Raw genomic sequence first — 25,541 nt, 5'->3', positions numbered from 1 at the left:
GAGAGGGCGGCAGCGGAACACCAGTGAGGTAGCGACAGGCCGCCGCCGCGGCCGGGCACAGGGCCGGGCTCCATCGGCCGGGAGGGGTTCTGAGGCACCGTGACCGCACCGATCGAGACCACCGGGGCGGCTGCCGAGGCGCAGCCGGAGGCGGTCCTGAAGGGCGTGGAGAGCAAGCGGATCGAGGGGCGCTCGCTCGGCCAGATCGCCTGGCTGCGCTTCCGTCGCGACAAGGTCGCGATGGCGGGTGCCGTCATCGTCGTCCTGCTCATCCTCGTCGCCGCGCTCTCCCGTCCGCTGCAGCACCTGTTCGGCCTGGACCCGAACCAGCCGCACCAGGACCTGATCGACCCCAACACCACGCTCCCCAAGGGGGACTTCGGCGGGATGAGCGCCGACCACCTGCTGGGCGTGGACCCCAAGTTCGGCCGCGACCTGCTCTCCCGCATCCTGGAGGGCTCGTGGGTGTCGCTGCTGGTGGCGTTCGGCGCGACGCTGCTGTCGGTGGCCATCGGCACCGTCCTCGGCGTGGTCGCCGGCTTCTACCGCGGCCGGGTGGACGCCTTCATCAGCCGCATGATGGACGTCTTCCTGGCGTTCCCGCTGCTGCTGTTCGCCATCGCGATCTCCGCGTCGCTGCAGGGTGGGGCGTTCGGCCTGGAGGGCCTGCCGCTGCACATCTCGGTGCTGATCTTCGTGATCGGCTTCTTCAACTGGCCCTACATGGGCCGGATCGTGCGGGCCCAGACCCTGTCGCTGCGGGAGCGGGAGTTCGTCGCCGCCGCCCGCGGCCTGGGCGCCCGCGGGCCGTTCATCCTCTTCCGGGAACTCCTGCCCAACCTCGTGGGACCGGTCATCGTCTACTCGACGCTGCTGATCCCCTCCAACATCCTCTTCGAGGCGGCGCTGAGCTTCCTGGGCGTCGGCATCCAGCCGCCCCAGTCGTCCTGGGGCGGCACGCTGACCCAGGCGGTCAAGTACTACGAGGTCGACCCCCAGTACATGATCGTCCCCGGCCTCGCGATCTTCGTCACCGTGCTGGCGTTCAACCTGCTCGGTGACGGCCTGAGGGACGCGCTGGACCCGCGCAGCCGCTGACCGGCCGCCGGCCCCGACACCTCACCACCTGCCGTTTCGAACTGACGTTTCTCGATGAACGAAGGGGACACCGAGCATCATGCGCAGGTCACTTCCGGTCGCGACTGTCGCGGCCATCACCAGTGCGGGCCTCCTGCTGGCCGGCTGCAGCGGAAAGGGGTCCTCCGACAGTTCGGCCGGGGCCAACGCCGCCACCAAGGGCGTCGTCAACGCCTCGGACGAGAAGGGGGGCACCGTCACCTACGCGATGAGCGACGCCCCCGAGTCGTTCGACCCGGGCAACACCTACTACGCCTTCGTCTACAACTTCAGCCGCCTGTACGCCCGTCCGCTCACCACCTTCAAGCCCGGCCCCGGCGCCAAGGGCAACGAGCTGGTCCCGGACCTCGCCGAGTCGCTCGGCAAGGCCGGCGACGGCGGGAAGACCTGGACGTACAAGCTGCGCAAGGGCGTGAAGTTCGAGGACGGCACCCCGGTGACCTCCCAGGACGTCAAGTACGCGGTGGAGCGCAGCAACTTCGCCCGCGACATCCTCTCCCTGGGCCCCAACTACTTCCAGCAGTTCCTGGTGGACAACGACGGCGGCTACAAGGGCCCCTACAAGGACAAGAGCAAGGAAGGGCTCAAGTCCATCGAGACGCCCGACGCCCAGACGATCGTCTTCCACCTGAAGAGGCCGTTCGCCGAGTTCGACGACCTCGTCAGCGCCCCGCAGACCGCGCCGGTCCCGCAGGCCAAGGACAAGGGCGCGGACTACACCAAGTCGGTGGTCTCCACGGGCTCGTACAAGTTCGAGAGCTACCAGGAGGGCAAGCGGCTCACCCTGGTCCGCAACCCGAACTGGTCCGCCGCTAACGACCCGCTGCGCAAGCAGCTGCCGGACAAGATCGTCCTCAATCTGAAGGTCGCCCAGTCGACCATCGACAAGGACCTCCAGTCCGGCAACACCCTGGTCGACATGGCCGGCCGCGGCGTGGACGGCCAGACCCAGGCCCAGCTGCTGACCGACCCCAGGCAGAAGTCCAACACCGACAACGCGCCCGGTGAGCGCCTGGTCTACACGGCGATCAACACCAAGGTCGCGCCGTTCGACAACGTCGAGTGCCGCAAGGCCGTCGAGTACGCCATCGACAAGAAGGCCGTACAGACCGCGCTCGGCGGCCCGATCCGCGGTGAGCTCGCCTCCACGGTCCTGCCGACGGACCTCGCCGGCTACCAGAAGTTCGACCTGTACCCGCAGAAGTACAACGGCGACAGCCTGGACCTGACGGAGGCCCGGGCGCACTGGAAGAAGTGCGGCGCCGGCAACGTCACCACCACGATCCTGGCCCGCAACGACCGCCAGGACGAGGTCGACGCGGCCACCTCGGTGATCGGCTCGCTGAAGAAGATCGGCATCAACGCCAGGATCCAGTCGTACCCGACCAGCAAGTACTTCTCGGACTACGCCGGTGTGCCGGCCTTCGACAAGTCCAACAACGTCGGCCTGATGATGATGCAGTGGGGCGCCGACTTCCCGACCGGCTACGGCTACCTCCAGCAGATCCTCCACGGCAAGGCGATCAGCCAGTCCGGCAACAGCAACCTGTCGCAGCTGGACGACCCGGAGATCAACAACCTGCTCGACACCGCCATCGCCAACACCGACCAGGCCGCCCGCGAGAAGGCGTACGCGGACATCGACCGCAAGGCGATGGAACAGGCGGCGATCGTCCCGCTGACCTACTTCAAGGTCCTGCTGTACCGCTCGCCCAAGGCCACCAACATGGTCTCCAGCTCGGCCTGGAGCGGTGAGTACGACTACCTCAACATCGGCGTCAAGAAGTAGCAGCCCTGGAAGGCAGGTGAAGGCATGGGTGCCCGCGGGCCGGTCGCTTCCGGCCCGCGGCACCGGCGCCGCGTCCCCGTGTTCTCGTACATCATCCGCAGGTTGATCAGCGCGGTGATCCTGCTGCTGATCGTCAGCGCGGTCACCTTCGGCATCTTCTTCCTGCTGCCGAAACTGGCCGGGCAGTCCACCGACCAGCTTGCCCAGCAGTACATCGGAAAGGCCCCCACGCCCGCGGACATCGCCGCGGTGAAGCAGAACCTCGGCCTGGACAAGCCCGTGTACGAGCAGTACTGGGACTTCCTCAAGGGCATCTTCGTCGGCGTCGACTACAAGTTCGGACCGGATGCGGCCACGTGCCATGTGCCGTGCTTCGGTTACTCCTTCAAGACCCACATCGAGGTCTGGCCGGAGATCCAGTCCCGGCTCCCGGTGACGCTGTCGCTGGCCGCCGGCGCCGCGGTGCTGTGGCTGCTCTCCGGTGTCGCCACCGGCGTGCTCTCCGCGCTCCGCCCCGGGTCGGTTTTCGACCGGCTGGCGATGGGCGTGGCGCTGGCCGGCGTCTCGCTCCCGATGTTCTTCACCGGCGCGCTGGCACTGGCGCTCTTCACCTACCAGTGGCCGCTCTTCGAACGCAGCGACTACGTCCCCCTGCTGGACGACCCGGTGGGCTGGGCGCGCACCCTGGTCCTGCCCTGGGTGACCCTGGCCTTCCTCTACTCCGCGCTCTACGCCCGGCTCACCCGGGCGGGCATGCTGGAGACGCTGAGCGAGGACTACATCCGCACCGCCCGCGCCAAGGGCCTGCGGGAGCGCCGGGTGGTGATCCGGCACGGTCTGCGGGCCGCGCTCACCCCGATCATCACCGTCTTCGGCATGGACCTGGGCCTGCTGCTCGGCGGTGCGCTCATCACCGAACAGGTCTTCTCGCTCAAGGGAGTCGGGGCCTTCGCGGTCGACTCCATCAACGCCAACGACCTGCCGAACATTCTCGGCGTCACCCTGCTCGCCGCGTTCTTCATCGTCCTGTGCAACCTGGTGGTGGACATCCTGTACGCCGCCGTCGACCCGCGGGTGAGGCTCACGTGACCGACTCTTCCGACTCTTCCGTGGACACGGCCACGGCGGCGAAGGCCCCCGCCGCCTTCCTTGAGGTGCGGGACCTGAAGGTGCACTTCCCCACCGACGACGGCCTGGTGAAGTCCGTCGACGGCCTGACCTTCAGCCTGGAGAAGGGCCGGACGCTGGGCATCGTCGGCGAGTCCGGCTCCGGCAAGTCGGTGACCTCGCTGGCGATCATGGGCCTGCACCGGGCCTCCCGCCGGCAGCGCGACACGGTGCGGATGTCCGGCGAGATCCGGCTGGACGGCCAGGACCTGGTCGCCGCCGACCCGGACGAGGTGCGCCGGCTGCGCGGCCGCCGGATGGCGATGATCTTCCAGGACCCGCTCTCCGCGCTGCACCCCTACTACACCGTCGGCAACCAGATCGTGGAGGCGTACCGCGTCCACCACGACGTCGACAGGAAGACCGCGCGCCGGCGGGCCGTCGAGATGCTCGACCGGGTCGGCATCCCGCAGCCCGACAAGCGGGTGGACGACCATCCGCACCAGTTCTCCGGCGGGATGCGCCAGCGCGCCATGATCGCGATGGCGCTGGTCAACAACCCCGAGCTGCTGATCGCCGACGAGCCGACCACCGCGCTGGACGTCACCGTCCAGGCACAGATCCTGGACCTGATCCGCGATCTGCAGAAGGAGTTCGGCTCGGCGGTCATCATCATCACCCACGACCTGGGCGTGGTCGCCGAACTCGCCGACGACCTGCTGGTGATGTACGGCGGCAGGTGCGTCGAGCGGGGCCCCTCGGACCAGGTGTTCGCCACCCCGCAGCACCCCTACACCTGGGGCCTGCTCGGCTCGATGCCGCGGATCGACCGCGACCAGACCGACCGGCTGATCCCGGTGAAGGGCTCGCCGCCCAGCCTGATCAACGTGCCGTCCGGCTGTGCCTTCAACCCCCGTTGCCCGTACGCGGACGTCCCCAAGGACAACGTCACCCGCACGGTGCGCCCCGAACTGCGGCAGGTCGACGGCCGGCACTTCTCCGCCTGCCACCTGCCGCAGGAGCAACGCGAGCGCATCTGGACCGAAGAGATTGCGCCGAAGCTGTGACCGAGACGACCGAGAACGAGACGACCGAGAACACCACGCAGGACGAGAAGTCCGGGGCCGCCGGCGAACCGCTGCTGCGGGTCCGCGGCCTGGTCCGGCACTTCCCGATCACCAAGGGGCTGCTCAAGCGCAGGGTCGGCGCCGTCCAGGCGGTCGACGGGATCGACTTCGACGTCTTCCCCGGCGAGACGCTGGGCGTCGTCGGCGAGTCCGGCTGCGGCAAGTCCACCATGGGCCGGCTGATCACCCGGCTCGACGAACCGACCGGCGGCACCGTCGAGTTCGAGGGCCGGGACATCACCCACCTCTCCCCGGGACGGCTGCGCCCGCTGCGCCGCGACGTCCAGATGATCTTCCAGGACCCGTACGGTTCGCTGAACCCGCGGCACACCATCGGCGGGATCGTCTCCACCCCCTTCCGGCTCCAGGGCGTCGAGCCCGAGGGCGGGGTCAAGAAGGAGGTGCAGCGGCTGCTGGAGCTGGTGGGCCTGAGCCCGGAGCACTACAACCGCTATCCGCACGAGTTCTCCGGCGGCCAGCGCCAGCGCATCGGCATCGCCCGGGCGCTGGCCCTCAAGCCCAAGCTCGTGGTCGCCGACGAGCCGGTCTCCGCCCTGGACGTCTCCATCCAGGCCCAGGTCGTCAACCTCATGGACGACCTCCAGGAGGAGCTGGGCCTGACCTACGTCATCATCGCCCACGACCTCTCCGTCATCCGGCACGTCTCGGACCGGATCGCGGTGATGTACCTCGGCAAGATCGTCGAACTGGCCGACCGCGACGCGCTGTACGCCGCGCCGCTGCACCCGTACACCAAGGCGCTGCTCTCGGCCGTCCCGGTGCCCGACCCCAGGCGGCGCACCCAGCGCGACCGGATCCTGCTCAAGGGCGACGTCCCCTCGCCGATCGACCCGCCGTCCGGCTGCCGGTTCCGCACCCGCTGCTGGAAGGCGACCGGGGAGTGCGCCACCACCGAACCGCCGCTCGTCCAGCTGCGGACCGGCCACCAGGTGGCCTGCCACCACCCCGAGGAGGCTCCGGACAACGCCCCTGCGGCGAGTGGAAGTTCGGAAGATCAGGCATCAACTGATCCTTCAACTCCCCAGTGACTCCTGACGACTTGGTAAATTCGCTGGTGGAATGGGCCGGGAGAGTGCAGAGTCAGCGCGGTTGTTGTCCTCGCATCCGCTGTTGTCCTCGCATCCGCGTAACCGAAGGGACGGCTCATGGCACTCTCCCGTTCTGTCCGTCGCTCCTCCCGCTGGCTCGCCCTGGCCACCGCGGTGGCCTCGGCCGCCACCATCGCCGCGGCCCCCGCGGCCACGCCGGGCGCCCCCGGCATCGGTGACCCCTACTTCCCCGGACTGGGCAACGGCGGCTACCGGCCCCTCCACTACGACCTCGGCGTCAGCTACCACCCCGACTCGGGCCGGCTCGACGGCCGGACGACGCTGACCGCCCGGGCCACCCAGAACCTCTCCGCCTTCGACCTGGACCTGCAGAAGCTGACCGTGGACCGGGTCCTGGTCGACGGCCACCGCGCCGGCTTCTCCAGAACCGGCGACGAACTCGTCGTCCGGCCCGGCCGCCCGCTCGCCCGCGGCGCGCGCTTCAAGGTCACCGTCGTCTACCACGGCGTCCCCCAGCCGCTCGGCGGCCCGATCGTCTTCGGTTCGAAGTACGGCTGGATGAAGACCAAGGACGGGGTGTTCGTCGCCTGCGAGCCCAACGCCGCCTCGACGTGGTTCCCCTCCAGCGACCACCCGGACGAGAAGGCCACCTACGACATCCGCATCGACGCCCCCAAGGGCCTGACCGGCGTCTCCAACGGGCGGCTCATCAGCTCCGGCGAGTCGCACGGCCGCTCCTGGTCCCACTGGCGCGAGAGCCGCCCGATGGCGCCGTACCTGGCCACCGCCACCATCGGGAAGTTCGACGTCCGCACCGGCACCACCCCCGGCGGCACCCCGATCTACGTCGCCACCGACCCGACCCTGCCCACCGGCAAGGTCGACGTCTACGGCGTCACCGCGGCGGCCACCGACTACTGGTCGAAGGTCTTCGGGCCGTACCCCTTCGAGGAGACCGGCGCGATCGTCGACGACATGCCCGAGGCCGGCTTCTCCCTGGAGGTGCAGTCCAAGCCGGTCTACTCCGCCGTCCGCAACGAGACCACCATCGTCCACGAGCTGGCCCACCAGTGGTTCGGCGACTCGGTCTCGGTCAAGCGGTGGAAGGACATCTGGCTCAACGAGGGCTTCGCCACGTATGCCCAGTGGCTGTGGGCCGAGCACAAGGGCACCGCCACCGCCCACGACTCCTTCCGCAAGGCGTACCAGCACATACCCGCGGACGACCCGTTCTGGAAGATCAAGGTCTCCGACCCGCAGCGGGACACCATGTTCTCCGACGCGGTCTACGAGCGCGGCGCGATGACCCTGCAGGCGCTGCGCGAACGCATCGGCGACAAGGCGTTCTTCAAGCTGCTGCCCACCTGGACCGCGCAGCACCGCTACGGCAACGCGGACACCGCCGAGTTCATCGCGCTCGCCGAGAAGGTCTCCGGCCAGCGGCTGGGCGACCTCTTCCGCACCTGGCTGGACACCCGCAGCCGGCCCGCCCTGCCGGCGAAGTAACCGGCCGGACGCCGGGCCGCCGCTAGGCCCTAACCGACATCGGCGTCGACATCGGCGTCCTTCCTCCGCCGGTCGCGCAACTGCTGCGGCCGCGGCAGATGCAGCCCCAGGTACACCGCGCCCATCCGCAGCGCGAACACCACCCCCGCCGAGACCGCCGCGGCGGGGGTGGCCCCGCTTCCGAGGCGGTCCATCAGCAGATAGCAGCAGGCGCCGGCCAGCGCCGCGATGGCGTAGACGTCCTCGCGCAGCAGCAGCGGCGGGAACTCCCCGCACAGCACGTCGCGGAGGACCTCGCCGGCCACGCCGGTCAGCACCGCCAGGATGATCACCGCCAGCGGGGTGGCACCGGCCGAGATCGCCGCCCGGGCCCCGATCACCGTGACCACGGACAGCCCGATGGCGTCCACCACCAGCAGCGACTTCCGCGGCAGCGACCAGAAGCGCAGATAGACCATGGTGCCCACGCCGACGCAGATGATCACCGTCAGCAGCACCCAGTCGTGCGTCCAGTACAGCGGCCGCCGGTCCAGGATCAGGTCGCGCAGCGTGCCGCCGGAGATGGACGCGGCGAACGCGAGCACCAGACCGCCGAACGGGTCCATGTTGGCGCGGTAAGCCGCCAGCACACCGCTCGCCGCGAACGCCGCGACCCCGACCAGGTAGAGCACATGAAGCATGCGGTCATGATGACAGCCGCGGAATCGGTCCTACGAGCGGGCGCTTCCGCGGCATGTACGGAAGTGTGCCGGTCCGTCGGTGGCCCGACTAGGGCGTGCGCCCCGGTAAGTGCGCCCCAGCCCCGGGGTGCGCGCCCCGGGGTGGCTCGTAGAATCAGCGCACCATGGTTTACCTCGACCACGCCGCCACCACCCCGATGCTTCCGGAGGCGGTGCAGGCGATGACCGCCCAGCTGACCGTCACCGGCAACGCGTCCTCCCTGCATGCCGCCGGCCGGCGGGCCCGGCGCACCGTCGAGGAGGCGCGGGAGTCGCTCGCCGCCTCCCTGGGGGCGCGGCCCAGCGAAGTCGTCTTCACGGCGGGCGGCACGGAGGCCGACAACCTCGCGGTGAAGGGGCTGTACTGGTCCCGCCGGGCGGCCGATCCGGCCCGCACCCGGATCCTCGTCAGCGCCGTGGAGCACCACGCCGTCCTGGACGCCGTCGAGTGGCTCGCCGAGCAGGAGGGCGCCACCGTCGACTGGCTGCCGGTCGACTCCTACGGCCGGGTGCACGCCGACGCGTTGCGCGAGGCGATCGCACGCAACCCCGCCGATGTCGCGCTGGCCACCGTCATGTGGGCCAACAACGAGATCGGCACCGTCCAGCCGATCCGCGAACTGGCCGAGGTGGCAAGGGAGTTCGAGATCCCGCTGCACTCCGACGCGGTGCAGGCGGTAGGCCAGCTGGACGTGGACTTCGCCGCGTCCGGGCTGGCCGCGATGACCGTATCCGGCCACAAGATCGGCGGCCCGTACGGCATCGGCGCGCTGCTGCTGGGCCGCGAGCACGCCCCCGTGCCGGTGCTGCACGGCGGCGGCCAGGAGCGCCACGTCCGCTCCGGCACCCTCGACACCCCCGCCATCGCCGCGTTCGCCGCGGCCGGCCGGCACGCCGTGGCGCACCGCGAGGAGTTCGCCCGCGAGATCGGCGCGCTCCGCGACGACCTGATAAAGGCGGTCCGGGCGGCCGCACCCGACGCCCTCCTCGGCGGCGACCCCGACCCGGCCGGCCGGCTCCCGGCCAACGCCCACTTCACCTTCCCCGGCTGCGAGGGCGACTCCCTGCTGCTCCTCCTGGACGCCCAGGGCATCGCCTGCTCCACCGGATCGGCCTGCACCGCGGGCGTCGCCCAGCCCAGCCATGTGCTCCTCGCCACCGGGATGTCCCAGGACCTGGCCCGCGGCACCCTGCGCTTCTCGCTCGGCCACACCTCGACCGCCCAGGACGTGGCGGCGCTGGCCGAGGTCATCGGCCCGGTGGTGGAGCGGGCCCGGGGGGCGGGGCTGAGCTAGGTCCTGCTGGTCCGACGGGTCAGCCCCAGGGGCCGTGCCCGCCCGCGGGTCACGTCCGGGCCGCCGGGCTACGTCCGGGGCGCCGGGCGGCGCAGTTCCGTGCGGATCAGAGCCAGATAGCGGTCCCAGTCCCAGTGCGGCCCGGGGTCGGTGTGGTCGGTGCCGGGCACCTCGACATGGCCGACGATGTGCTCCCGGTCGGCCGGGAAGTCGTACCGGCGGCAGATCCCGGCGGTCAGCCGGGCTGACGCGGCGTACAGATCCGGGGTGAAGGACTCCGGCCGGTCCACGAACCCCGCGTGCTCGATGCCCACGCTGCGCTCGTTGTAGCCGCGGTTCCCGGCGTGGAAGGCCACGTCCAGCTCGCGGACGGCCTGCGCGACATGTCCGTCCTCGCGGACGACGTAGTGCGCCGACGCCTCGTGGAACGGGTCCCGGAAGACCTTCAGCGCGGTGGCGAAGCTGCCCTGGACGACGTGGACCACCACCCGGTCGACGGTGTAGTCGTCGGGGCGGTTCGCCTGCCGGTAGTTCGCCGGGGACGCGGCGGCCCACTGGGCGCCGGCGAAGTCGACCTCGCCCTCCTTGCGCGGCCGGCTGTTCCCGGGCAGCCGCCACCACCAGTACGCCAGCTCCTCGCGGGCCGCCACCGCCGCCGCGCCGGCGGCCACCGCGGCACCGCCGCCGAGCAGCAGCGCCCGGCGCCGGGTGAGCCGCCTGCCGGTGCGCGTCCCGGCCGCAACGTCCTCCGCGCCGGCCGCAGGGTCATCCGCGCGGGCCGCCGTCGTCTCCGCCACACCCTCCGCCATGCCCTCCGCCTCCTCCACGCTTTCCACAACGCTTTCCGGGCGTTCTCCGGTTCCGTCTACTCTGGAGGGGTTATGACTGATGCCGCCGCCCCCCGCCGCCTCCGCGTCCTCGCCGCCATGTCCGGCGGGGTGGACTCCGCCGTCGCCGCGGCCCGCGCCGCCGAGGCGGGCCACGACGTCACCGGCGTCCACCTCGCGCTGTCCGAGAACCCCAAGTCCTTCCGCACCGGGGCCCGCGGCTGCTGCACCATCGAGGACTCCCACGACGCCCGCCGCGCCGCCGACGTGATCGGCATCCCCTTCTACGTCTGGGACCTCGCCGAGCGCTTCCGTGAGGACGTCGTCGAGGACTTCATCGCCGAGTACGAGGCCGGGCGCACCCCGAACCCGTGCCTGCGCTGCAACGAGAAGATCAAGTTCGCCGCCCTCCTGGACAAGGCGCTCGCCCTGGGCTTCGACGCGGTCTGCACCGGCCACTACGCCAAGGTGATCGTGCGCGACGACGGCACCCGCGAGCTGCACCGCGCCACCGACATGGCCAAGGACCAGTCCTACGTCCTCGGCGTGCTCGACGACCGCCAGCTGGCGCACGCGATGTTCCCGCTCGGCGACACCGCCACCACCAAGGCCGAGATCCGCGCGGAGGCCGCCCGCCGCGGCCTGTTCGTCGCCAAGAAGCCCGACAGCCACGACATCTGCTTCATCGCCGACGGCGACACCCAGGGCTTCCTCGCCAAGCGCCTGGGCACCGCCGAGGGCGCCATCGTCGACGAGTCCGGCACGAAGCTCGGCACCCACGACGGCGCCTACGGCTTCACCATCGGCCAGCGCAAGGGCCTGCGCATCGGCACCCCCGCCCCGGACGGCAGGCCCCGCTACGTCCTCGACATCTCCCCGGTGAACAACACCGTCACCGTCGGCCCGGTCACCTCCCTCGACGTGACGGCGCTCACCGCGATCCGCCCCCGCTGGTGCGGCCGCCCGCCGGAGTCCGGCCCGGCCACCTACACCGCCCAGCTGCGGGCGCACGGTGGCGAGACGGAGGTGACCGCCGAGCTGGCCGACGGCGGCACGGAGCTGCGGGTCGCCTTCACCGAGCCGGTGCGCGGCGTCGCCCCCGGCCAGGCGATCGTGCTCTACGACGGCACCCGGGTCGTCGGCTCGGCGACGATCGCCGGCACGACGCGCCGCGCGACCGCCGCCGAGGCCCCGCGACAGCAGGCCGGCTGACGCGCCGTCACCCCGCCAACCGGCAGCCCCGTCCCCCTGGCATCCCGATCCACCCCGGCGCCACCCCGGCGCCGCCCGGGACAAATGTCACGGCCAAGTAGGGACAGTTGAAGCTGCCGGCCGGGCGCCCCCGTGCCCGAGGCTTGGGTCGTCCGCCGCGGCGCAGCAGGCGCCGGGCACGGCCCGACTCGGGGGAGACCATGGAGAGCCAGCAGCAGTCCGCCGGAAGCCAGCCCGCCGGAAGCCGGCTCGGCACGGCCCTGATGCCGCTGGTCGTCGACGCCGGCATTCCGCTGGCGTCGTACTACGTCCTCAGCAGCGGCTTCGGCATGAGCGACGTGGCCGCGCTGGCCTGGAGCAGCGTCGTGCCGGCGCTGCGCACGGTCTGGGGCCTGGTCCGGGAGCGCAGCGTCAACGGCCTGGCGCTGCTGATGCTCGTCGTCAACGTGGTGGGGCTGGCGACCAGCAGCCTCACCGGCGACCCCCGGCTGATGATGGCCAAGGACAGCGCCACCAGCAGCGTCATCGGCCTCGCGATGCTGCTGTCGGTGGGCGTGGGGCGGCCGCTGATGACCGCCGGCCTCAAGCCCTGGGTGACGAAGGGCAGCCCGGAGGGGGACGCGGCCTGGGACCGGCTGCGGGTGCACAGCGCGCGGTTCCGGCGGCTGGAGCGGCGGTTCACGGTGATCTGGGGAGCCTCGCTGCTGACCGAGTGCGTGGTCAGGGTCGTCTGCGTCTACCTCCTGCCGGTGCACGTGATGGTGTGGCTGGGCACGGTGCTGACGCTGGTGTCGATCCTGGTGGCCTCGGTTGCGGGGGGCGCCTGTAGTGCCGAGTACATGGGGCGGCTGGTCGAGGCCGACATCCGGGACGCGTCCGACGGGGCCGCCGACGGCGACCGGGCCGCCGCGGCCGCCGTTCCCGCCGGCGTCTGAGACGCAGCCGCACGGGAGTTGGGGAAGTGCGGGACTCGGGAAAATGCGGGACTTGGGAAAATCGCGTACAGGATCGGGCGCGTCGGGCGCTCGCCCTCGATCGGCGGGGCCGGTTGCGCATAAGGTCGGCGATGCGACGGGACAACAGAGCCCCGCGCCGACGGTTCGACGGCGAGCCGGACGGCACGCGGCTTTCGTCGGCCACGAAGGGAACGGAAGTCATGTCGACTGTTCACACTGGTGCCACGCACGGCGGTCCCCCCGCCGGCCTGGCCGCCCTGCACGCCGAGCTGGTCCGTCGCAACCCCGGTGAGGCGGAGTTCCACCAGGCGGCCCTGGAGGTCCTGGAGACGCTCGCCCCGGTGCTCACCGCCCGGCCGGAGTTCGCCGAGGCCAGGGTCCTGGAGCGGATCGTCGAGCCGGAGCGGCAGATCATGTTCCGCGTGCCCTGGCAGGACGACTCCGGCGAGATCCGGGTCAACCGCGGCTTCCGGGTGGAGTTCAACAGCGCCCTCGGCCCGTACAAGGGCGGCCTGCGGTTCCACGCGTCCGTCAACCTCGGCATCGTGAAGTTCCTCGGCTTCGAGCAGATCTTCAAGAACGCCCTGACCGGCCTGAACATCGGCGGCGGCAAGGGCGGCAGCGACTTCGACCCGCACGGCAGGTCGGACGCCGAGGTCATGCGCTTCTGCCAGTCCTTCATGACCGAGCTGCACCGCCACCTCGGCGAGCACACCGACGTACCGGCCGGCGACATCGGCGTCGGCGGCCGGGAGATCGGCTACCTCTTCGGCCAGTACCGCCGGATCACCAACCGCTGGGAGGCCGGCGTCCTCACCGGCAAGGGCCTGTCCTGGGGCGGCTCCAAGGCCCGTACGGAGGCGACCGGTTACGGCAACGTGCTCTTCACCCAGGAGATGCTCAAGCAGCGCGGCGAGGAGCTCGACGGCCAGCAGGTGGTGGTCTCCGGCTCCGGCAACGTCGCCCGCTACACCATCGAGAAGGCCCAGGCGCTCGGCGCCAACGTCGTCACCGTCTCGGACTCCGGCGGCTATGTCGTCGACGAGAAGGGCATCGACCTGGCGCTGCTCAAGCAGGTCAAGGAGGTCGAGCGCGGCCGGGTCGGCGACTACGCCGAGCGGCGCGGCGGCTCGGCGAAGTACGTCCCCGGCGGGCGCGTGTGGGACGTCGCCTGCGACGTGGCGCTGCCGTCGGCCACGCAGAACGAGCTGGACGCGGACGCCGCCCGGGTCCTGATCCGCAACGGCGTCAAGGCGGTCTCCGAGGGCGCCAACATGCCCACCACCCCGGAGGCGGTGGCGCTCCTGAAGGAGGCCGGCGTCGCCTTCGGCCCGGGCAAGGCGGCCAACGCCGGCGGGGTGGCGACCAGCGCGCTGGAGATGCGGCAGAACTCCGCCCGCGAGGCGTGGTCGTTCGCGCGCGCGGAGGGTGAACTCGCCGCCATCATGCGGGGCATCCACGACACCTGCTTCCAGACCGCCGAGCGCTTCGGGCTGCCCGGTGACTACGTCGCGGGCGCCAACATCGCCGGCTTCGAGCGGGTCGCCGACGCGATGCTGGACCAGGGCCTGATCTGACGCTCCCGTTCACCCTGCGGGGCGCCGCGCGTGCCCCGTAGGGTGACGGCATGAACATCTGCGTCTTCTGCTCCGCCGCCGACCTCGACGACCGCTATGTCGTGCCCGCCCGCAAGTTCGCCGAAATGATCGGCAAGGGCGGACATGCCCTGGTATGGGGCGGTTCGGACACCGGCCTGATGAAGGTCATGGCGGACGGCGTCCAGGAGGCCGGCGGCAAACTGCTCGGGGTCTCCGTGGAGTTCCTGGCACACAAGGCGCGCGCCGGCGCGGACGAGATGATCGTCACCAGGGACCTCGCCGAGCGCAAGGCGCAGATGCTGGCGCGGGCCGACGCCGTCGTCATCATGGTCGGCGGCACCGGCACCCTGGACGAGGCGACCGAGATCCTGGAGCTGCGCAAGCACGGGATGCACGACAAGCCGGTGGTGCTGCTCAACACCGCTGGTTTCTACGACGGGCTGCAGACCCAGTTCCAGCGGATGGCGGCCGAGGGCTTCCTGCCCGTCCCCCTCTCCGAGCTGGTGTTCTTCGCCGAGGACGGCGCGGCTGCGCTGGCCTACCTGGAGCAGCGGGCGGCCGCCCGGGGCTGACGCGCCGCCAGGAGGCACGCCGTAGGATCGGGCCCCATGGGTACGCATTTGATCACAGGCGCGGGGTCGGGCATCGGAGCGGCGGTCGCGCGCAGGCTCGCCGAGCGCGGGGAGGAGCTGTGGCTGCTCGCGCGGGACGTCGGCCGGGCCAAGGAGCTGGCCGAGCGGTTCCCCGGGGCGCACACCCTGGTCGGCGACCTCTCCGCCCCGGAGAAGCTCGACTGGGCGCTGGGCCACCAGCGGCTGCCGGAGCGGCTGGACTCGCTCCAGCACATCGCGGGCGTCATCGAGCTGGGCGCGGTCGGCGACCTGCCGGCCAAGGCGTGGCAGCGGCAGCTGACCGTCAACCTCGTCGCTCCCGCCGAGATCACCCGCCTGCTGCTGCCGCTGGTCCGGATCGCCAAGGGCGACGTGGTCTTCGTCAACTCCGGTGCCGGGCTGACCGCGAACGCCAACTGGGGCGGCTACGCCGCGAGCAAGCACGGACTGAAGGCGCTGGCCGACGCGCTGCGCGCGGAGGAGCACGACAACGGCGTGCGGGTCACCTCCGTCTACCCGGGGCGCACCGCCACGCCCATGCAGGAGAGCACCCACCGCCAGGAGGGCAAGGAGTACGACGCGTCGAAGTGGATCGACCCGGAGTCGGTGGCCACGGCCATCCTCACCGCGATCGACCTGCCGCGCGACGCGGAACTCAAGGACGTGGTGGTCCGCCCGGGCCGGTGACCCGCTCGTCCGCCCCCGCCCCCGTGCCGAGCGCGCGGGGCGGCGTGCGTTCCGGGGCACGCGGAGGGAGGGACGGCCCCGCACCCTCCCGCCACACATCTCGACCGCCGCCGCATACCCTTCCCGGGTGAGCGAGAACACCAGGCACAAGTGGGCAGCGGGCGCGGCGACCGGCATCGGGTCGATGCCGGGCGGGGACGCCCGCGAAGCGGCGAAGACCGTCACCGGGTCGCTGGAGGACCTCCCCTACCTGCCCGAACTCCCGGCCCGGGGGCCCGGCGCCGACATGCTCGGGCGGACCCTCGGCATGCTCGTCGAGCTGTACGCCCATGTGGAGCCCAGCGGCTGGCGGATCAGCGACCGGCCCGGCCGCGACACCCGCCGCGCCCGCTCCTGGCTCGGCGAGGACCTGGACGCCCTGGAGGAGTTCACCCAGGGGTACGAGGGAGCGCTGAAGGTCTCCGCGGTGGGTCCGTGGACCCTGGCCGCCTCTCTGGAGCTGCGCAACGGCGAGGCGGCGCTCGGCGACCCCGGGGCCTGCCGGGACCTCACCGAGTCCCTCGCGGAGGGGCTGCGCGCCCATCTCGCGGACGTCCGGCGGCGGGTGCCGGGCGCCGAGGTCGTCCTCCAGCTCGACGAGCCCTCGTTGACCGCGGTGCTCCAGGGCCGGGTGCGGACCGCGAGCGGCTACCGCACCCACCGGGCCGTGGACCGCGCGGTCGTCGAGGGCGCGCTGCGCGATCTCGTCGGCGCCGCGGACGGCGCACCGGTCGTGGTCCACTCATGCGCGCCCGAGGTGCCTTTCGGACTGCTGCGGCGGGCCGGCGCCGCCGGCGTCTCGTTCGACTTCGGACTGCTCACCGAGCGTGAGGACGAGGCGCTCGGCGAGGCCGTCGAGGGCGGCACCGCGCTGTTCGCGGGCGTGGTGCCGGGCGTGGACGGTCCATTGTCAGACCCTGCCGGTAGCGTCATGGGTGTCCGGACGCTGTGGCGCAGGCTGGGGCTGGCACCGGGGCTTCTCGCGGAGTCCGTGGTGGTCACCCCGTCGTGCGGTCTGGCGGGCGCCTCGCCCGCCTACGCCCGCGCGGCGCTCGCCCACTGCGTCCGGGCGGCCAGGTCGCTCGCGGACAACCCTGAGTGACCGCCCTCAAGGACACGGGAGGACAAGACGGTGGCTGGCGAACAGCACGCGGCGGCATCCGAGGTGCCCGCCGCGGCACGGGAGAAGCACGCGCAGCTCGCTGAGCAGATCGAGGAGCACCGCTTCCGCTACTACGTGAAGGACGCCCCGGTCATCAGCGACGCGGAGTTCGACAGGCTGCTGCGCTCCCTGGAGGCCCTGGAGGACGAGCACCCCGAGCTGCGCACGCCCGATTCCCCGACCCAGAAGGTCGCCGGGTCGTACGCCACGGAGTTCACCGAGGTCGCCCACCGCGAGCGGATGCTCTCGCTGGACAACGCCTTCGACGACGAGGAGCTGTCGGCCTGGGCCGAGCGGCTCGCCACCGAGCTCGGCGGCGACCCGAAGAGCGCCGGCTACCACTTCCTGTGCGAGCTCAAGGTCGACGGCCTCGCGGTCAACCTCACCTACGAGCACGGCCGCCTCACCCGCGCCGCCACCCGCGGCGACGGCCGCACCGGCGAGGACATCACGCCCAACGTCCGCACCATCGCCGAGATCCCGCACCGCCTCCGCGGCGACCGGATCCCCGACCTGGTCGAGATCCGCGGCGAGGTCTACTTCCCGATGGAGCGGTTCCTGGAGCTCAACGAGCGCCTGGTGGCCGACGGCAAGCCGCCGTTCGCCAACCCCCGCAACGCCGCGGCCGGTTCGCTGCGTCAGAAGGACCCCAAGGTCACCGCCACCCGCCCGCTGCACATGGTGGTGCACGGCCTCGGCGCCCGCGACGGCCTGGAGATCGACCGCCTCTCCGAGGCGTACGGCCTCCTCAAGGAGTGGGGCTTGCCCACCGCGACGCACAACCGCGTCGTCGGCTCCCTCGCCGCCGTACGGGAGTTCATCGCCCACTACGGCGACCCGGAGACCCGCCGCACGGCGGTGGCGCACGAGATCGACGGCGTCGTGGTCAAGCTCGACGAGATCCGGCTCCAGGGCCGGCTGGGCGCCACCTCGCGGGCGCCGCGCTGGGCGATCGCCTGGAAGTACCCGCCGGAGGAGGTCAACACCAAGCTGGTGGACATCCGCGTCGGCGTCGGCCGCACCGGCCGGGTCACGCCGTACGCGGTCGTCGAGCCGGTCACCGTCGCCGGCTCCGAGGTGGAGTTCGCCACCCTGCACAACCAGGACGTGGTCAAGGCCAAGGGCGTCCTCATCGGCGACACCGTCGTCATCCGCAAGGCGGGCGACGTCATCCCGGAGATCCTCGGCCCGGTCGCCGACCTGCGGGACGGCACCGAGCGGGAGTTCGTGATGCCGGCCGAGTGCCCCGAGTGCGGCGCGGCCCTCCAGCCCGCCAAGGAGGGCGATATCGACCTGAGGTGCCCCAACGCCCGCTCCTGCCCCGCCCAGATCCGCGAGCGGCTCTTCTATCTGGCCGGCCGCAAGTGCCTGGACATCGAGAACTTCGGCTATGTCGCGGCCACCGCGCTCAGCCAGCCGCTGGAGCCCGCCGAGCCGCCGCTGAAGGACGAGGGCGGCCTCTTCGACCTCTCCGTCGAGCAGCTGCTGCCCATCAAGTCCCATGTCCTGGACCCGGATTCGGGCCTGCCCAAGCGCGACCCGAAGACCGGCGAGGAGAAGGTCGTCACCTTCTTCGCCAACCAGAAGGGCGAGCCGAAGAAGAACACCCTCGCCATGCTGGAGAACATCCGTGCCGCCAAGGAGCGCCCGCTGGCCCGGATCCTCACCGGCCTGTCGATCCGCCATGTGGGCCCGGTGGCGGCGCAGGCACTGGCCCGCGAGTTCCGTTCCATCGACCGGATCCGGGACGCGAGCGAGGAGGAGCTGGCGGCCGTGGACGGCGTCGGTGCCACCATCGCCGCCTCGCTCAAGCAGTGGTTCGCCGTGGACTGGCACCAGGAGATCCTGGAGCGCTGGCGGGCCGCCGGCGTCCGGATGGAGGAGGAGCAGACGGGCGAGGAGGGCCCGCGCCCGCTGGAAGGCGTCACCGTCGTGGTAACGGGCACACTTCAGTCACACACCAGAGATGGCGCGAAAGAAGCGCTGCAGGCTCTCGGTGCGAAGGTGACCGGATCCGTTTCCAAGAAGACCGGATTCGTAGTGGTGGGCGACAACCCCGGTTCGAAGTACGACAAAGCCATGCAGTTGAAGGTCCCCGTGTTGGACGATGACGGCTTCGCTGTGCTGCTGGAGCAGGGTCCCGAGGCGGCACGAGCGGTAGCGGTCACTCCGCCTGAGGAGGAGTGAGGTGTCACCCCATCGGCGCATACCAGATGGATCTGGGAGGCCGGGTCGCATTCGGGCAACCGCTGCGGATCGCTGCCCGTGGCGGCCTTCCGCGGCCTACTGTTGACGTGTGCGCCTGTCGTGGCGCGGGCACAGCCGGCTGTGAGAGGGATCGGAATGAAACCGACCGACAGTGCCGCTCCGGCGTCGCGGCTCCGCCGGCTTGTGGTGCCCGCGTTGCCCGCGGCCGTGGTCATGGCGGCGGGCGTGGCGTTCACCGCGGGTGTGCTGCACGCCCTCGGCAGCGATGAGCCGCTCTTCCCCGGCGGAGCCGTCGGCTGGTCGCTGGCGGTCCTGACCGGCGTCATCGTCGGCCATCTGGTCGCCCTCGGGCGCGACCGCTGGTGGGGCGGCACCGGCTCCGGGGCGGCCCTCGCCCTCGCCGTGCTCCTCCTGTACGGCTGGGTGGCGGCCTGCCTGGTCAGCCTCTCCGTCGTGCTCCTGGTCGGCGCCGCCCGGCGCCAGCGCTGGCGACAGGCCGTGGTCCACGGGGCCGTCGACCTCCTCGGCATCGCCGCCGCCGCGCTCGGCCTGGCCGCCTGCGGGGTGCAGCCCGACGTCCGCCGTCCCTGGAGCCCCGAGGCATGGGACCTCTCCGTGCTGCCCGAGGTCGTCGTGATGGCGGGCGGCTATCTGCTCGTCAGCCGGGGGCTGTTGTGGTGCAGCCGGCTGCCGCTCGGCGGCGGCCTGCCCGCCATCGCCCGCCCTGCGGTGGTGCGGCAGGCCCTGGTCGGCATCGCCCTGCTCGGCATCTCCCCGCTGATCGCGGTGTGCGCGGTGGGCGCCCCGCTGCTGCTGCCGCTCTTCGCGGTCCCACTGATCGCGCTGGACTCCACCCTCTGGATAGCCCGGGCACGTGCCGAGGAGCAGCTGCGCGACCCGCTCACCGGCCTGCCCAACCGCCAGCGCCTGCTGGAGCGCACCTGGACGGCCCTGGACGAGGCCGGGCGGTCCGGCACCCGGGCCGCCCTCGTCCTGATCGACCTCGACCGCTTCCGTTCGGTCAACGACACCCTCGGCCACCTCGCCGGCGACCGGCTGCTGCTCCAGATCGCCGACCGGCTGCGGCACGCCCTGCCGCGCGGCGCCGAGGCCGCCCGGCTCGGCGGCGACGAGTTCGCGGTGCTGCTCCCCGCCACCGACTCCCTCACCAGCTCCCAGCGGGTGGCCCGCAGCCTCGTCGCGGCCCTCGGCTCCCCACTGGACCTCGACGGACTGACCCTCGTGCTCGAAGCCAGCGCGGGGGTCGCGGTCTTCCCCGAGCACGCGCTGGACGCCGAGGGCCTGCTGCGCCGCGCCGACGTCGCGATGTACCAGGCCAAGCGGGACCGCAGCGGCGTCGAGCTCTACGAGGCCAAGCGGGACGGCAACACCCCCGACCGGCTCGGCCTGCTGGGCGATCTGCGCCGCGCCCTGGACGCCGGCGACGTGGAACTCCACTACCAGCCCAAGGTCCGCTTCGACGGCCATGTCTCCGGCCTGGAGGCGCTGGTCCGCTGGGTCCACCCGGACCGCGGCCGGGTCCCCCCGGACGAGTTCATCGCCATCGCCGAGTCCTCCGGCCTGATGCCCCGGCTGACCGAGTACGTCCTGGAGACCGCGCTCGCCCAGGTGGCGCGCTGGCGCGCGATGGGTCTGGAAGTGCCGGTCGCGGTGAACGTCTCGCCCCGCGACGTGCACTCCCCGGGCTTCGCCGGCGCGGTCGCCGCCCGGCTCGCCCGACATCGCGTCCCACCGGGCGCCCTCCAGCTGGAGATCACCGAACACGTCCTGCTGGAGGACCCGCAGCGGGCCGCCGACACCCTCGCCGGGCTCACCGCCCACGGCGTGAAGATGTCCCTGGACGACTTCGGCACCGGCTACAGCTCCCTGGTCCACCTGCGGCGCCTCCCGGTCAGCGAGCTCAAGATCGACCGCTCCTTCGTGGCCCGGCTGGCGGTCGACACCGAGGACGCCGAGATCGTCCGCTGCACCCTCGACCTCGCCCACTCGCTGGGCCTGCTGGTCGTCGCCGAGGGTGTGGAGGACGACGAGACCTGGGAGCGGCTGCGCGACCTGGGCTGCGACGCCGTCCAGGGCTGGCTGGTGGCGGCCGCGATGCCACCGGACGAGACCACGGCCTGGTTGCGGGCCCGCGGTGAGCACGGCTGGCGCCGTGCGTCGGAGACGACCGCCCTCGCGGCGGAGAAGGCAGCCGAGCGCCCTTCGGGACAGGTCCTGAAGTGACCCGGCCACCGGCCGTCCCAACTCCCCGCTCCGACACCACCGCACAGTCCCAGGACCGGCCCCGCCCGGACCGGCAGACACCGGACGACCCCGCTCCGGACGACCCCGCACCGGAACCATCCGCTCCGGACGACCCCTCGCAGGGCGTCCCCCCGCCCACCGTCCCCCCGCCCACCGTCCCGGCACCCCGGGGCCCGGCGCCCCGCGGCCCCAGGGCAAACGATCCGCCCCCCGCCGCCCCGAAAGCCCCGGCTCCGCCGGACGGCACCGAGGCCGCCCCCGACGGCACCGAGGCCGCCCCCGGCGAGCCGGAGCCGCCGGACGCCCCCGGGCCTCCCGCCGCGGACGGCGACTGACCGGGCCGCCGCCCCGCCCGGCGGCCCGTGCGGAAGCCCGTCGCGCCGGTCCGGCGAAAGCGTTTCGCGGCAGCGTTCCCCTACGCCATAGGATTGGGCCGGAATACCCCGCCGGAGAATTCGCCCAGAAATCTCCTTCCGGAACACTCCGCCCAGAACACCGCCGAAAACACCAGAGGATCTCTGCATGCCTGGCATCACGCGCGAGGAGGTCGCCCACCTCGCCCGGCTGGCACGTCTGGAGCTGAAGGACGAAGAGCTCGACCACTTCGCCGGACAGCTCGACGACATCATCGGCGCGGTCGCCCGCGTCTCCGAGGTCGCCGGTCAAGACGTCCCGCCGACCTCCCACCCGCTGCCGCTGACGAATGTGATGCGTCCGGACGAGGTCCGTCCGTCGCTCACCCCGGAGCAGGCGCTCTCCGGCGCTCCCGCCGCGGAGCAGCAGCGCTTCAAGGTGCCGCAGATCCTGGGGGAGGAGTGACCACCATGGCAGATCTGATCAAGCTCACCGCCGCCGAGATCGCGGCGCGGATCGCCGCCGGCGAGCTCACCGCCGTCGAGGTCACCGAGGCCCACCTGGCCCGCATCGAGGCCGTCGACGAGAAGGTGCACGCCTTCCTGCACGTGGACCGCGAGGGCGCGCTGGCCCAGGCCCGCGCCGTCGACGAGAAGCGCGCCCGCGGCGAGAAGCTCGGCCCGCTGGCCGGCGTCCCGCTCGCGCTGAAGGACATCTTCACCACCGAGGGCATGCCGACCACCGTCGGCTCGAAGATCCTCGAAGGCTGGATGGCGCCCTACGACGCGACGCTGACCAAGAAGCTCAAGGCCGCCGACGTCGTCATCCTCGGCAAGACCAACATGGACGAGTTCGCCATGGGGTCGTCGACCGAGAACAGCGCCTACGGGCCGACCGGCAACCCCTGGGACCTCACCAAGATCCCCGGCGGCTCCGGCGGTGGCTCCTCCGCCGCCCTGGCCTCCTTCCAGGCCCCGCTCGCCATCGGCACGGACACCGGCGGCTCGATCCGCCAGCCCGCCGCCGTCACCGGCACCGTCGGCGTCAAGCCCACCTACGGCGGGGTCTCCCGCTACGGAATGGTGGCCTTCTCGTCCTCCCTGGACCAGGGCGGCCCGTGCGCCCGTACGGTGCTGGACGCGGCGCTGCTGCACGAGGCCATCGCCGGCCACGACCCGCTGGACTCCACCTCCATCGACGCCCCGGTCCCGCCGGTCGTCGAGGCGGCCCGCAACGGCAGCGTGCAGGGGATGCGGGTCGGCGTCGTCAAGCAGTTCCGCGGCGAGGGCTACCAGCCCGGCGTGCTCCAGCGCTTCGACGAGTCGGTGGCGCTGCTCACCGAGCTGGGCGCCGAGATCGTCGAGCTGGACTGCCCGTCCTTCGACCTGGCGCTGGCCGCGTACTACCTGATCGCGCCCTCCGAGTGCTCCTCCAACCTCGCCCGCTTCGACGCCATGCGCTACGGCCTGCGGGTCGGCGACGACGGCACGAAGTCCGCCGAGGAGGTCACCGCGCTCACCCGCGAGGCCGGCTTCGGCCCCGAGGTCAAGCGCCGCATCATGCTCGGCACCTACGCGCTCAGCTCCGGCTACTACGACGCGTACTACGGCAGCGCCCAGAAGGTCCGCACGCTGATCACCCGCGACTTCGAGCGGGCCTTCGAGCAGGTCGACGTGATCATCTCGCCGACCACGCCGACCACCGCGTTCCCGATCGGCGAGCGCACCGACGACCCGATGGCGATGTACCTCGCCGACGTGTGCACCATCCCCGCCAACCTCGCGGGCAACGCCGCCATGTCGCTGCCCTGCGGGCTGGCCCCCGAGGACGGGCTGCCGGTGGGGCTCCAGATCATCGCCCCCGCCATGGCCGACGACCGGCTCTACAAGGTCGGCGCCGCGGTCGAGTCCGCGCTCGGCGAGAAGTGGGGCCACCCGCTTCTGGAGGAGGCACCGGCGCTGTGAGCGGAATTGCGGGCACCGCCCAGGCCGTCCGGGCACTGGGGGAGAACGACGACCTCGGAGGAGAGCTGTGAGCGGAAAGCTGGCCAAGGCGAAGAACTTCAAGAAGTCCAAGCCCGGCACCTACCTGTCCATCGGCACCACGCTGTTCGGCGCGGTGAGCGTCGTCAAGCAGGCGAAGAAGGCCAGGGGCGAGCACGACACGCTCCAGCTGGTCGACGCCGTTGTCTCCGCCGCCGCCATCGTCACCGGCGTCGCCCTGCTCGTCCGCGAACTGCGCCGTCTCAACGACGACGACGTCCTCGCGGGCTGACCGGCGCCGGACCTGAGAGGTTAGTTTCACCGTGACTGTCACCGACCTGGTGCCGTACGAGGACGCGCTGGCCGCCTACGACCCCGTGATGGGTCTGGAGGTGCACGTCGAGCTCGGTACCAAGACCAAGATGTTCTGCGGGTGTGCGACCACCCTGGGCGCCGAGCCCAACTCGCAGACCTGCCCCACCTGTCTGGGCCTGCCCGGCTCCCTCCCGGTCGTCAACGCGACCGGCGTGGAGTCCGCGATCAAGATCGGCCTGGCCCTGAACTGCACCATCGCCGACTGGTGCCGCTTCGCCCGGAAGAACTACTTCTATCCGGACATGCCGAAGAACTTCCAGACCTCCCAGTACGACGAGCCGATCGCCTTCGACGGCTACCTCGACGTGCAGCTGGAGGACGGCGAGGTCTTCCGCGTCCACATCGAGCGCGCCCACATGGAGGAGGACACCGGCAAGTCCACCCACATCGGCGGCGCGACGGGCCGCATCCACGGCGCACAGCACTCGCTGCTCGACTACAACCGCGCCGGCATCCCCCTCATCGAGATCGTCACCAAGCCGATCGAGGGCGCCGGCGCGCGCGCCCCCGAGGTCGCCAAGGCGTACGTCGCCGAGCTGCGCGAGCTCATCAAGGCGCTGGGCGTCTCCGAGGCCCGCATGGAGATGGGCCAGATGCGCTGCGACGTGAACCTCTCGCTGCGCCCCAACGGCACCGAGAAGTTCGGCACCCGCTCGGAGACCAAGAACGTCAACTCCCTGCGCTCCGTGGAGCGGGCCTGCCGCTACGAGATCCAGCGGCACGCCGCGGTGCTCTCCTCCGGCGGCACGATCGTCCAGGAGACCCGGCACTTCCACGAGGACGACGGCTCGACCACCTCGGGCCGGGTCAAGGAGGAGGCGGAGGACTACCGCTACTTCCCCGAGCCCGACCTGGTGCCGGTGGCCCCGTCCCGCGAGTGGGTCGAGGAGCTGCGGGCCGCCCTGCCCGAGCTGCCGCGGGTCCGCCGCAACCGGCTCCGCGAGGAGTGGGGGATCACCGAGCACGACATGCAGTCGATCCTCAACGCGGGCGCCGTGGACCTGATCGTCGCCACCACCGACGCCGGCGCGGACGCCGCCGCGTCCCGCAAGTGGTGGATGGGCGAACTGGCCCGCCGCGCCAACGAGGACGGGGTGGAGCTGGCCGCGCTGCCGATCACCCCGGAGCAGGTGGCCCGGGTCTCCGCGCTGGTCGCCGAGGGCTCGCTCAACGACAAGCTGGCCCGTCAGGTCATCGAGGGCGTGCTGGCCGGCGAGGGCGACCCGGACACGGTCGTCGAGAAGCGCGGCCTGAAGGTCGTCTCCGACGAGGGCGCGCTCGGCACCGCGGTGGACGAGGCGATCGCCGCCAACGCCGCCATCGCCGACAAGATCCGCGGCGGCAAGGTGGCCGCGGCCGGCGCCCTGGTCGGCGCGGTCATGAAGGCCACGCGGGGCCAGGCCGACGCGGCCCGCGTCCGCGAGCTGATCCTGGAGAAGCTGGGCGTCGAGGGCTGATCGCCCGCCTGTATGTGAAGCGGCCGTTCCTCCTCCGGAGGGCGGCCGCTTCGCGTAC

The 25,541-nt window shown here is 71.8% G+C and carries 22 protein-coding genes; 20 read left to right on the top strand and 2 right to left on the bottom strand.

Going from position 1 to position 25,541, the window contains the following annotated elements; genetic code table 11:
• Positions 1-99: 99 nt before the first annotated feature.
• From ACRAS8_RS11000 to ACRAS8_RS10975, 6 genes are all read left to right on the top strand, one after another.
• Entirely contained in the window at positions 100-1,098 is a 999-nt protein-coding gene (locus ACRAS8_RS11000) for an ABC transporter permease (RefSeq protein ID WP_438485754.1), read from the top strand.
• Positions 1,099-1,177: 79 nt separating this feature from the next.
• On the top strand, positions 1,178-2,926 hold the full coding sequence (locus ACRAS8_RS10995; RefSeq protein WP_438485753.1) for an ABC transporter substrate-binding protein: 1,749 nt from the start codon (positions 1,178-1,180) through the stop codon (positions 2,924-2,926).
• 78 nt (positions 2,927-3,004) lie between these two features.
• On the top strand, positions 3,005-4,015 hold the full coding sequence (locus ACRAS8_RS10990) for an ABC transporter permease (protein ID WP_438490417.1): 1,011 nt from the start codon (positions 3,005-3,007) through the stop codon (positions 4,013-4,015).
• Entirely contained in the window at positions 4,012-5,100 is a 1,089-nt protein-coding gene (locus ACRAS8_RS10985; RefSeq protein ID WP_438485752.1) for an ABC transporter ATP-binding protein, read from the top strand. Before ACRAS8_RS10990 ends, ACRAS8_RS10985 begins: the two co-directional genes overlap by 4 nt.
• Positions 5,097-6,209: an ABC transporter ATP-binding protein gene (locus ACRAS8_RS10980; RefSeq protein ID WP_438485751.1), complete on the top strand. Its 1,113-nt coding sequence runs from the start codon at positions 5,097-5,099 to the stop codon at positions 6,207-6,209. Before ACRAS8_RS10985 ends, ACRAS8_RS10980 begins: the two co-directional genes overlap by 4 nt.
• A 117-nt stretch (positions 6,210-6,326) precedes the next feature.
• Positions 6,327-7,736: a M1 family metallopeptidase gene (locus ACRAS8_RS10975; RefSeq protein WP_438485750.1), complete on the top strand. Its 1,410-nt coding sequence runs from the start codon at positions 6,327-6,329 to the stop codon at positions 7,734-7,736.
• Positions 7,737-7,765: 29 nt separating this feature from the next.
• On the opposite strand, the gene ACRAS8_RS10970 is transcribed toward ACRAS8_RS10975, so the two are convergent.
• Positions 7,766-8,416 (bottom strand): trimeric intracellular cation channel family protein, encoded by a 651-nt coding sequence (locus ACRAS8_RS10970; protein WP_438485749.1) that lies wholly within the window; start codon positions 8,414-8,416, stop codon positions 7,766-7,768.
• A gap of 164 nt (positions 8,417-8,580) precedes the next feature.
• Between ACRAS8_RS10970 and ACRAS8_RS10965 the strand changes: the two genes are divergently transcribed.
• Entirely contained in the window at positions 8,581-9,750 is a 1,170-nt protein-coding gene (locus ACRAS8_RS10965; protein ID WP_438485748.1) for a cysteine desulfurase family protein, read from the top strand.
• A 68-nt stretch (positions 9,751-9,818) separates the two neighbouring features.
• On the opposite strand, the gene ACRAS8_RS10960 is transcribed toward ACRAS8_RS10965, so the two are convergent.
• The gene (locus tag ACRAS8_RS10960) at positions 9,819-10,559 is read right to left on the bottom strand and encodes an N-acetylmuramoyl-L-alanine amidase (RefSeq protein WP_438485747.1); all 741 of its coding nucleotides are present in this window, start codon (positions 10,557-10,559) and stop codon (positions 9,819-9,821) included.
• Positions 10,560-10,631: 72 nt separating this feature from the next.
• On the opposite strand from ACRAS8_RS10960, the gene mnmA reads away from it, so the two are divergent.
• From mnmA to gatB, 13 genes are all read left to right on the top strand, one after another.
• The gene (mnmA, locus tag ACRAS8_RS10955; protein WP_438485746.1) at positions 10,632-11,789 is read left to right on the top strand and encodes a tRNA 2-thiouridine(34) synthase MnmA; all 1,158 of its coding nucleotides are present in this window, start codon (positions 10,632-10,634) and stop codon (positions 11,787-11,789) included.
• A 200-nt stretch (positions 11,790-11,989) separates the two neighbouring features.
• A complete protein-coding gene (locus tag ACRAS8_RS10950; RefSeq protein WP_438485745.1) occupies positions 11,990-12,724 on the top strand; it encodes a VC0807 family protein in 735 nt (244 codons plus the stop codon).
• Positions 12,725-12,945: 221 nt separating this feature from the next.
• Complete coding sequence (gene gdhA / locus ACRAS8_RS10945) at positions 12,946-14,322, top strand: NADP-specific glutamate dehydrogenase (protein ID WP_438485744.1); 1,377 nt, start codon at positions 12,946-12,948, stop codon at positions 14,320-14,322.
• Positions 14,323-14,372: 50 nt separating this feature from the next.
• On the top strand, positions 14,373-14,915 hold the full coding sequence (locus ACRAS8_RS10940; protein WP_438485743.1) for a TIGR00730 family Rossman fold protein: 543 nt from the start codon (positions 14,373-14,375) through the stop codon (positions 14,913-14,915).
• Positions 14,916-14,951: 36 nt separating this feature from the next.
• The gene (locus ACRAS8_RS10935; protein ID WP_438485742.1) at positions 14,952-15,641 is read left to right on the top strand and encodes an SDR family oxidoreductase; all 690 of its coding nucleotides are present in this window, start codon (positions 14,952-14,954) and stop codon (positions 15,639-15,641) included.
• A gap of 127 nt (positions 15,642-15,768) precedes the next feature.
• Positions 15,769-16,782: a methionine synthase gene (locus ACRAS8_RS10930; protein WP_438485741.1), complete on the top strand. Its 1,014-nt coding sequence runs from the start codon at positions 15,769-15,771 to the stop codon at positions 16,780-16,782.
• A 30-nt stretch (positions 16,783-16,812) separates the two neighbouring features.
• Positions 16,813-19,029, top strand: a complete 2,217-nt coding sequence (gene ligA, locus ACRAS8_RS10925) for an NAD-dependent DNA ligase LigA (protein WP_438485740.1) — start codon at positions 16,813-16,815, stop codon at positions 19,027-19,029.
• A 156-nt stretch (positions 19,030-19,185) separates the two neighbouring features.
• Positions 19,186-21,294: a putative bifunctional diguanylate cyclase/phosphodiesterase gene (locus ACRAS8_RS10920; RefSeq protein ID WP_438485739.1), complete on the top strand. Its 2,109-nt coding sequence runs from the start codon at positions 19,186-19,188 to the stop codon at positions 21,292-21,294.
• A complete protein-coding gene (locus ACRAS8_RS10915) occupies positions 21,291-21,650 on the top strand; it encodes a hypothetical protein (RefSeq protein WP_438485738.1) in 360 nt (119 codons plus the stop codon). The genes ACRAS8_RS10920 and ACRAS8_RS10915 overlap by 4 nt, the downstream gene beginning before the upstream one ends.
• 187 nt (positions 21,651-21,837) lie before the next feature.
• On the top strand, positions 21,838-22,134 hold the full coding sequence (gene gatC / locus ACRAS8_RS10910) for an Asp-tRNA(Asn)/Glu-tRNA(Gln) amidotransferase subunit GatC (protein WP_018539201.1): 297 nt from the start codon (positions 21,838-21,840) through the stop codon (positions 22,132-22,134).
• Between the two features lie 5 nt (positions 22,135-22,139).
• Positions 22,140-23,633, top strand: coding sequence for an Asp-tRNA(Asn)/Glu-tRNA(Gln) amidotransferase subunit GatA (gene gatA, locus ACRAS8_RS10905; RefSeq protein WP_438485737.1), 1,494 nt, complete (start codon positions 22,140-22,142; stop codon positions 23,631-23,633).
• A 67-nt stretch (positions 23,634-23,700) separates the two neighbouring features.
• On the top strand, positions 23,701-23,943 hold the full coding sequence (locus tag ACRAS8_RS10900; RefSeq protein WP_018539199.1) for a membrane protein: 243 nt from the start codon (positions 23,701-23,703) through the stop codon (positions 23,941-23,943).
• A 31-nt stretch (positions 23,944-23,974) separates the two neighbouring features.
• Positions 23,975-25,483 (top strand): Asp-tRNA(Asn)/Glu-tRNA(Gln) amidotransferase subunit GatB, encoded by a 1,509-nt coding sequence (gene gatB, locus ACRAS8_RS10895; protein ID WP_438485736.1) that lies wholly within the window; start codon positions 23,975-23,977, stop codon positions 25,481-25,483.
• The last annotated feature ends 58 nt before the right edge of the window (positions 25,484-25,541 follow it).

Origin of the sequence: Streptomyces sp. S186, from assembly GCF_051603415.1 — a bacterium.
GTDB lineage: Bacteria > Actinomycetota > Actinomycetes > Streptomycetales > Streptomycetaceae > Streptomyces.
Note: the sequence above shows the minus strand (reverse complement) of the source record. Positions and strands in the feature narration are given on the sequence as shown.